Source organism: Falsiroseomonas oryziterrae (assembly GCF_021864505.1).
GTDB lineage: Bacteria > Pseudomonadota > Alphaproteobacteria > Acetobacterales > Acetobacteraceae > Falsiroseomonas > Falsiroseomonas oryziterrae.
On record NZ_JAKJIB010000285.1, the window covers coordinates 2,501 to 5,530 of the forward strand.

General features: G+C 59.4%; 1 tRNA gene and 2 rRNA genes (1 of these 3 running past the window's edge). All 3 read left to right on the forward strand.

Annotation, left to right across the window (positions count from 1 at the left end):
- A 23S ribosomal RNA gene (locus L2I40_RS18195) occupies positions 1–2,663 on the forward strand (it extends 89 nt beyond the left edge of the window).
- A gap of 142 nt (positions 2,664–2,805) precedes the next feature.
- Positions 2,806–2,920 (forward strand): 5S ribosomal RNA (gene rrf, locus L2I40_RS18200).
- A 34-nt stretch (positions 2,921–2,954) separates the two neighbouring features.
- Positions 2,955–3,028: transfer RNA gene (locus L2I40_RS18205), tRNA-Met, on the forward strand.
- Positions 3,029–3,030: the final 2 nt, after the last annotated feature.

A 3,030-nucleotide genomic window follows, 5' to 3' on the forward strand; every position in this document is an offset into this window, starting at 1 on the left:
GAGCGATCGTTGATCCGCGGATGTCCGAATGGGGAAACCCACCTCGCAAGAGGTATCGTGGTCTGAATTCATAGGGTCACGAGGCGAACCCGGGGAACTGAAACATCTCAGTACCTGGAGGAAAAGACATCAACAGAGATTCCGCGAGTAGTGGCGAGCGAAAGCGGAGTAGGCCAGTGGTCATTGCAAGCTAAGCCGAAGGATCTGGAAAGGTCCGCCGCAGTGGGTGACAGCCCCGTAGGCGTGTTGGTTGCGATGATCCTTGAGTAGGGCGGGGCACGTGAAACCCTGTCTGAACGTGGGGGGACCACCCTCCAAGCCTAAATACTCCCTGGCGACCGATAGTGCACAAGTACCGTGAGGGAAAGGTGAAAAGCACCCCGACGAGGGGAGTGAAAGAGACCTGAAACCGGACGCCTACAAGCAGTCGGAGCCCGGCCCTGAGCAATCGGGGTGGGTGACGGCGTACCTTTTGTATAATGGGTCCGCGAGTTCGTGTTCGTGGCAAGCTTAAGCCGATAGGTGTAGGCGCAGCGAAAGCGAGTCCGAAATGGGCGCTTAGTCACGGGCATGAGACCCGAAACCGAGTGATCTAGCCATGGCCAGGCTGAAGGTGGGGTAACACCTACTGGAGGGCCGAACCCACGCCTGTTGAAAAAGTCGGGGATGAGCTGTGGCTAGGGGTGAAAGGCCAATCAAACTCGGAAATAGCTGGTTCTCCGCGAAATCTATTGAGGTAGATCGTCAGGTGGTCACCCTCGGAGGTAGAGCACCGGATGGGCTAGGGGGGCCCAAAGCCCTACCAAACCCAACCGAACTCCGAATGCCGAGGAGTGCAGCCTGGCAGACAGACAGTGGGTGCTAAGGTCCATTGTCGAGAGGGAAACAGCCCAGACCATCGTCTAAGGTCCCCAAATGATGGCTAAGTGGGAAAGCATGTGGGACGGCCAAAACAACCAGGAGGTTGGCTTAGAAGCAGCCATCCTTTAAAGAAAGCGTAATAGCTCACTGGTCTAATAGCTGTTCTGCGGCGAAAATGTAACGGGGCTCAAGCCATCTACCGAAGACATGGGTGTGCAGCAATGCACGCGGTAGCGGAGCGTTCCCTAGGCCTGTGAAGCGGTACCGGTGACGGGCCGTGGAGGTATGGGAAGTGCGAATGCGGACATGAGTAGCGACAAGGAGAGTGAGAAACTCTCCCGCCGAAAGTCCAAGGGTTCCTGCGCAAGGTTAATCCGCGCAGGGTGAGCCGGCCCCTAAGGCGAGGGCGAGAGCCGTAGCCGATGGGAAGTGGGTGAATATTCCCACGCCCGCCAGAAGTGACGACCTTGAAACGCTGTTCGGTCTTATCGGATTGATCGGGCGGTTGGAGAGGTCCGGGAAACAGCTCTGGCATATGGACCGTACCCGAAACCGACACAGGTGGACTGGTTGAGTATACCAAGGCGCTTGAGGGAACCATGCTGAAGGAACTAGGCAAATTACTCGCGTAACTTCGGGATAAGCGAGACCTGCTCGTGCGCAAGCATGGGTGGGTGGCACAAACCAGGGGGTGGCGACTGTTTAGTAAAAACACAGGGCTCTGCGAAGTCGCGAGACGACGTATAGGGTCTGACGCCTGCCCGGTGCCGGAAGGTCAAGGGGAGGAGTGCAAGCTCCGAACCGAAGCCCCGGTAAACGGCGGCCGTAACTATAACGGTCCTAAGGTAGCGAAATTCCTTGTCGGGTAAGTTCCGACCTGCACGAATGGCGTAACGACCTCCCCACTGTCTCCAGCATGGGCTCAGCGAAATTGAATTCCCCGTGAAGATGCGGGGTACCCGCAGTTAGACGGAAAGACCCTATGAACCTTTACTGCAACTTCGCAGTGGCGCCAGGAAGGGGCTGTGTAGGATAGGTGGGAGGCTTTGAAGCCGGGGCGCCAGCTCTGGTGGAGCCAACCTTGAAATACCACCCTGCGCCTTTCTGGCGTCTAACCGCATCCCGTTATCCGGGATCGGGACCCTGCGTGGTGGGCAGTTTGACTGGGGCGGTCGCCTCCCAAAGTGTAACGGAGGCGCGCGATGGTGGGCTCAGGCCGGTCGGACATCGGCTGTTGAGTGCAAAGGCACAAGCCCGCCTGACTGCGAGCGCGACAGCGCGAGCAGAGACGAAAGTCGGCCTTAGTGATCCGGTGGTTCCGCGTGGAAGGGCCATCGCTCAACGGATAAAAGGTACTCTAGGGATAACAGGCTGATCTCCCCCAAGAGTCCACATCGACGGGGAGGTTTGGCACCTCGATGTCGGCTCATCGCATCCCGGGGCTGGAGCAGGTCCCAAGGGTTCGGCTGTTCGCCGATTAAAGCGGTACGTGAGCTGGGTTTAGAACGTCGTGAGACAGTTCGGTCCCTATCTGCTGTGGGTGTACGAGGCTTGAGAGGATCCGTCCCTAGTACGAGAGGACCGGGATGGACGCACCTCTGGTGAACCGGTTGTCGCGCCAGCGGCACGGCCGGGTGGCCAAGTGCGGAACGGATAACCGCTGAAGGCATCTAAGCGGGAAACCAGCCTCAAGACAGGGCCTCGCCGAGGGCCGTGGAAGACCACCACGTCGATAGGCCGCAGGTGCAAGAGGGGTAACCTTCTCAGCCGAGCGGTCCTAATCGCCCGATCGAGTTCGACAACCGCCAACACCGCACCGGCCAGGGTCTGTCAGCAATGACACACCCCCAGCCGCGCGCAGCACCAAGCCGCGCACCACTCGCCTCACCACCAACACACACCCAGATCCACACCTCTCATCCGTCTCAGGTTCCGGCCCGGTGGCCCGGTGGTCATCGCGAGGATGACACACCCGATCCCATCCCGAACTCGGCCGTGAAACACCTCAGCGCCCATGGTACTGCGCCTCAAGGCGCGGGAGAGTAGGTCGCCGCCGGGCCACCCGGCCGGAACCCAAGAGACACACACACCCACGCGGGGTGGAGCAGCCCGGTAGCTCGTCAGGCTCATAACCTGAAGGTCACAGGTTCAAATCCTGTCCCCGCATCC